General features: G+C 71.2%; 3 protein-coding genes. All 3 read right to left on the bottom strand.

Going from position 1 to position 5,648, the window contains the following annotated elements; genetic code table 11:
- Positions 1–86 precede the first annotated feature (86 nt).
- On the bottom strand, positions 87–3,635 hold the full coding sequence (locus NON22_RS19430) for a lactonase family protein (protein WP_257388627.1): 3,549 nt from the start codon (positions 3,633–3,635) through the stop codon (positions 87–89).
- Between the two features lie 297 nt (positions 3,636–3,932).
- Complete coding sequence (locus tag NON22_RS19425; RefSeq protein ID WP_257388626.1) at positions 3,933–4,406, bottom strand: DUF2269 family protein; 474 nt, start codon at positions 4,404–4,406, stop codon at positions 3,933–3,935.
- Between the two features lies 1 nt (position 4,407).
- A partial coding sequence (locus NON22_RS19420) for a DoxX-like family protein (protein ID WP_257388625.1) occupies positions 4,408–5,648 on the bottom strand: 1,241 nt, incomplete at its 5' end.

Below are 5,648 nucleotides of genomic sequence, written 5' to 3'. Positions count from 1 at the left end.
GGCCGCGGCGTTCCGCACCGCCGCGGCAGGGTCGGGAAAAAAATCGGAGAGTGCCGGCGCCGGACGGCGGCGCCGGCGGCCCGGCATCAGCGGCGCTGGGCGCGGCAGGCGCCGCTGCCGTCGAAGCCGTCGGCGAAGATCACGTCGCTGCAGGCGTCGGCGCCGCCGATCACGGCGAAGCTGAAGTCGGCGAGACCGGTATCGAACACCGACGGGCACTGGCTGAACACCGACCAGGCCGTGCAGTCCGACGCGAGCGCGCCGCCTGGATTGCGCCATACCGCCGGCTGGTGGTGCAGCTGCGGCGTCGCGCTCCAGAAGCCGAGCACCGGCGTGGTGATGTTGACGTCGGCGAAGGACCAGGCCACCCAGTACGTGCCCGGCGCGAGGCGGCAGGCCTGCGGCAGGAACACGCCGATCTGGTTCGCGCCGGCCTCGATCGCCGGAACCTTGGTCGCGCTGCAGACCGCGTCGCCCGACGGGCGGCCGGCGCCGTCGTCGCTGAGTACGCGCAGGTTCACCGTCGGCGGCAGCGGGTTGGGACCGTTGCCGAACGCGCTGAAGCGGAAGCCGACGACGGCCCACGGCTGGGTCACGACGAAGTCGTCGGCACCTTCGGAGGACAGTCCCGCGGCCGGTGCCGGCACGCTGATCGTGTTGTTGAACACGTGCTCGCCGACGTCGGGCTCGTTCTGGTCGTACAGCGGCGTGGTCTGGCCGACGGCGAGCGCGACCGGCACGGCCACGGTCGGACGGCGCGGATCGTCGCTGTGCACGCAGATCGTCGCCTGATGCAGGCCCGGCGCGAGGCCGGCCGCATCGAAGCTCAGGCTGACCGGCTGCGGCGCCGCGCCGGCGACGATGGTGCCGCCGGTCGGACCGACGTCGAGCCACGGCACGTCGCCGGGCGCGGAGCAGCCGATCGCCGGCTTGGCGATCGCGATCGCGCTCATCTCGTCGAGCGGATATTCGCCGGCAGCCGGGAACGCGCCGATCGGCTGCGACGCGGCAGTCTGCGGATCGATCACGCGCATCTCGCCGACCGGCATGCCGTCGGCGATGTGCACGGCGGCCCAGTACAGGTCGCCGGTCTGCGGATCGAACTTCAGGTCCTGCACGTACTGCACGTTGAGGCCGAACGACTCGATCACGGCGGCCGCGCCGGAGAACTTGTCGATCGCGATCAGGCTCTGGCCGTACAGGTCGATGCCGTACATCAGGCCGGCCGGCGAGACCGCGATGCCGGAGATGTAGCGCACCGGATGCACGCCGGGACCGTCGATCGCGCCGACGCGCTGCGCGCGGCCGGTCGAGAAGTCGATCGAGTAGAGTTCCGCGGCGGCGCTGCCGATCTCGTCGGTGTAGTTGACCGCATAGACCGTGCCGGTGACCGGGTCCTCGGCCATGCCGCTCCAGGTCGAGCTCCGCGCGCCCTGCAGGCGGCCGAGCAGATGGAACTGGCCATTGGCCGTGTCGAGCCAGCCGTAGCTGCCGGGCGGATAGAACCAGCTGTCGTTGACGATGACGTAGAGCTTGCCGAAGTCGTTGCCGACGAACGTCGCCGCGTAGATCCAGTCGTCGGAATTGCCGAGCGGCGTGTAGGTCGCGAGCGGCGCGAGCGCGTCGAAGCGGGTCAGGCCCGGACGCAGCGAACTGACGCCGTAGGTCGGTACGCCGAACTCGCCGAGCGCGGCCGCCGCGGACTTGCGCGCCGACTTGCCCGTGATCGGGAATGCCGCAGCCGTCGTGCCCGGCTTCGCCGACAGGCTGGTCCGGGCCGGCGCGACATAGCGCTCATGACGCGGGAAATGCGCGCGCGAACCGCCGGGCGCTTCGCCGAGGCTCCAGTGCAGATCGCGGTTGCCGGCGTTGGCGACGTCGAAGCTGCGTGTCGCCGTACCGCCCGGCGCGACGAGCGCGTTCACGCCAGTCTGCGCGACCGACAGCGCCGGCAGGCCGGCAGAGATGCTCGCCGCGGCGCTCTCGGCGCTGCTCGGGGCTTCCGGCGTGAAAGTCCAGCGTATGGCCGAGTTCGAGCGCAACGCCGGCTGGCGGTACGAATACTTGGTGTACAGCCCAGCCGGATCGGCCTGCAGGCCGACGGTCGCCCAGTTGCCGTTGTCGGCGTCGTTGCCGAACACGGTGTTGCGGTACTCGAAGCGGATGACGTCGCTGTTTTCGGTGAACACGACCTGGAACGTCACCGGCGTGTCCGCGGCGATGGAGCTCTTGAGCTCGTTCCACTGCACGACGAGGCGGCGGCTCGGCGCGGCGCCGAGCGTCTGTGCATAGACGCGGCCGGGACCGTCGTCGAGGTCGTTCCACATCGGCGCGATGATGGTCGGCAGGTTCAGTCCGAAGCTCGCCGGCAGGTCCTGGTTCCCCGACAGGCCCGGATCCGGCTTGGTGGCCGGGAACGGCGTCGTGCAGGCCGCGTCGTCGTAGCTGATGACGCCGTCGTTGCTGACGCACAGCGCAGTCGAGCTGCGGCCGTAGAAGCGCACCGGGAAATCGGCGACGACCGGACGCAGTTCGTTGTTGGCGATGTCGCCCGGCGGAATGCCTATGTCGGTGCCGGTCGCGGAGATGTCGATGAAATCCGGCGTCACGCTGTCGTCGAACGCGTAGCTCGCGATCGCCGAATAGCCGGTCCAGGTCGCCGTGCGCGTGGTGTCTCCCTGCGCGACGACCGTGCGCACGTAGCGGTGGCTCTGGCCCGGCGCGATCGCGGTCGGATCGTAGGCCAGGATGCGGCCGTCGACGCTGTCGATCAGCGACTGGTGAGTCAAGGTCTGGCTGCCGTTGTTGGTCAGGGTGTAGCAGATGTTGACCTGGTCGCCGGCGTTGACCTCGACCGTGGCGGCCGTGCCGCAGGCATCCGGATCGCCGGCATACGCGGCGACGGTCACGTTGACCTCGAGCGCGGACGGCGTGAGGTTTTCATGGCCGAGCACGCTGAACGCGAAGTCGTGCACGCTCGCATCGAAGATGCCGCACTCGGAGAACACGCCCCAGCCCGCGGTGCAGCCGGTCCGGAAGCCGTCCCCGCTGTTGCGCCAGAGCGCCGGCGATCCGTTCTGCGCGGCGATCTGGCCCCAGAAGCCCGAGGCACCGGCGAGATCGGCGTCGTCGAACGACCACGAAACCCAGTAATGGCCCGGCGCGAGATCGCAGGGCGCGGCGAACTGCGCGCTGACCTGGAACTGCGGCGCCGCGCTGTAGCTGGCGGTCGCCGCCGGCGCGGAACAGACGACCGTCGCGCCGGGCTGGCCGTTCGCGTCGGCGCGCACCTCGAGCGACAGCTTGGCCGGCGGCGTATTGCCGCCGGGACCGAACGCGTTGAACGAGAAACCGGTCACGGTCCAGCCCGGACCGGCCGGCACGGTGAAGTCGTCGGCGCCCGCAGTGTTCGCGACGGTCGGCGCCGGCGCGAGCACCTCGTTGACGAAGGCGCCAGAAGTCGTCTGTGCGGCGTTCTGGTCGTAGAGCACGCCGGCGCCGTCGACGCGCAAGGTCGCGCGCTGCGCAACGGCGGCGATGTGCGTCACGTCAGCGGCGGCCGAAGCCGGCGCCGGGCCGGCACCGGCCAGCAGCGTCGCGACCAGGGCCGCGAGCAGGGTCTTGTCGGTAATCATTGCGGTCACCCCATCGAAGTGGCGATGCCGACCAGCCTCCCTGCCGGCATGCGCCGGTAACGAACGTGTTCTGTCGTCGTCGAATGGACGGACATCCGTCTAGCCGTCCAAATGCTCAAGGAGTGTGCAGCGCGCCGGGAGCGCCTGTGAAATACGGAATTGCTGGCAGCCTCCCAGGGAAAACCTATGAGGCGGTCTGCCGCGGCGCGGCGGGCACGGCCGTTCCGGGCCGGCAACCGGGCGGCGCGGCCGTACATGAAAAGAAGTTCATCGTCGCGGCGCGCCGGCCGCCGCCGCTCAGCCGGGGCTCGAGGGCTTCAGCACCATGAGCCAGAAGATCGCGATCACGCTCGCGAACGCCGGCCAGCCCAGCCAGAACCACCAGCGCATGATCCGCCGGTACGCCGGCGGCAAGGCCGTGCCGTTCGCGGCGGCGGCCGCCGCGAGATCGCGCGCGCGCAGCTGCAGCCAGAGCACCGGCAGCCAGCAGCAGCCGACGAACACGAACAGGAACAGCGCGGCGCGCAGCCAGAACACGCCGAACGGCAAATGCAGCAGTTCGGTCAGCCAGAGACCGCTCGCGAACTGCACGACGACGGCCGGCGCGGTGAAGCAGGCGTCGGCGATGACCACGGTACGCGCCGTCGCGGCGATTTCGCGCGCGTCGCCGCGGCGGTGGGCGATCCAGAAGAAGAAGGCGATGCCGAGACCCGTGCCGAGCAGCAGGGTCGACGACAGGATGTGCAGCCACTTCACCCAGAGATAGGTCATGTCAGCGCCTGTCGGCCAGCACCCAGAGCACGGCGAGCGCCGGCAGCAGCACGAGGTTCTTCGCCAATCCGCCGAGCGGATCGAGCCACAGCGCGGGCAGGCCCGCGCCGAAGGCCGCCGTATAGACGAGAAGCAGCCCGAGCATGGCCGCGATCGCCGGCCGTGGGCGATATCCGCCGAGCAGCCAGAGACCGAGCGCCAGATCGACGACCGCGGCGATGCGCGCGAGCAGCACCGGCGAATGCCCGGCGAGGACGCTGCCGTCGGTCAGGTTCGCGATCTGTGCCGCCGGCGTCAGGAACCCGGCCAGCGCCGAGATCAGCCAGAGCGCCACGACGGCCAGGCGCAGCAGCGGTTCGAGCAGATACAGGCGCGCGTGCCAGCGGTCCTGCACCTGGCTGGGGCGTTGCGCAAGCATCTCGGCCAATGCACGCGGCGCCGTGCCGAACGCCTGCTCCACGCGGGCGCGCTCGTGCGCTTCGATCGCGACGCCGCGTTTGAGCAGACGCCAGGTCGCCGCGCCGAGCGGCCCGCGGCGCAGGCCTTCGCCGAGCGCGACGGCGAGCGCCACCACGGACAGCGGCACGCGAAACACGCGGCCATCGCGCAGACCGAACCAGCGACGCCACTGCGACTGGTAGTCGTGCAGGGTCTGCGGAGCTGGTGCGCCGATCTCGAACAGGCCGCGCGCATCACCGGCCAGCGCGCGCGCGACGAGTTCGGCCAGGTCTTCGGCCGCCGCCGGCTGGATCTGCCAGCGCCCGTCGCCGGGCAGCGGCAGCAGCGCCGGAAACGCCGCGAGCGCGCGCAGCAGCGAGGTGCCGCCGTAGGAGCCGGCCGTCGAATAGACTACCGACGGCCGCAGCACGACGGCCTGCAGCGGCAGCGCGAGCAGTGCCGCATCGAAGCGATGCTTGGACGCGACGAATTCGCCGTCAGCCGGATCGCCGAGCGCCGAGATCTGCACGAAGCGGCCGACCCCCGCCGTGACGCAGGCCCGCGCGAGCGCGAGCGGCGCAGTCTCGTGAACGGCGGCCAGCGATGCGCCGCGGCCGTCGCGCAGCAGGCCGGCCGCGTTGACGACGGCGTCGACGCCTTCCAGCAACGGCGCCCAGTCCTCGGGCCGGGTCCGGGTCGCGAGGTCGCAGCCGCGCTCGTCGGCCGCGAGCGGCGACCGCGGCCGCAGGCCGCGCAGCACGTCCCAGCCGTCGCGGCGCAGCGCCGCGACGACGAAGCCGCCGA

Source organism: Tahibacter caeni, assembly GCF_024609805.1.
Lineage (GTDB): Bacteria > Pseudomonadota > Gammaproteobacteria > Xanthomonadales > Rhodanobacteraceae > Tahibacter > Tahibacter caeni.
This window is presented reverse-complemented; position numbering and strand designations above follow the sequence as displayed.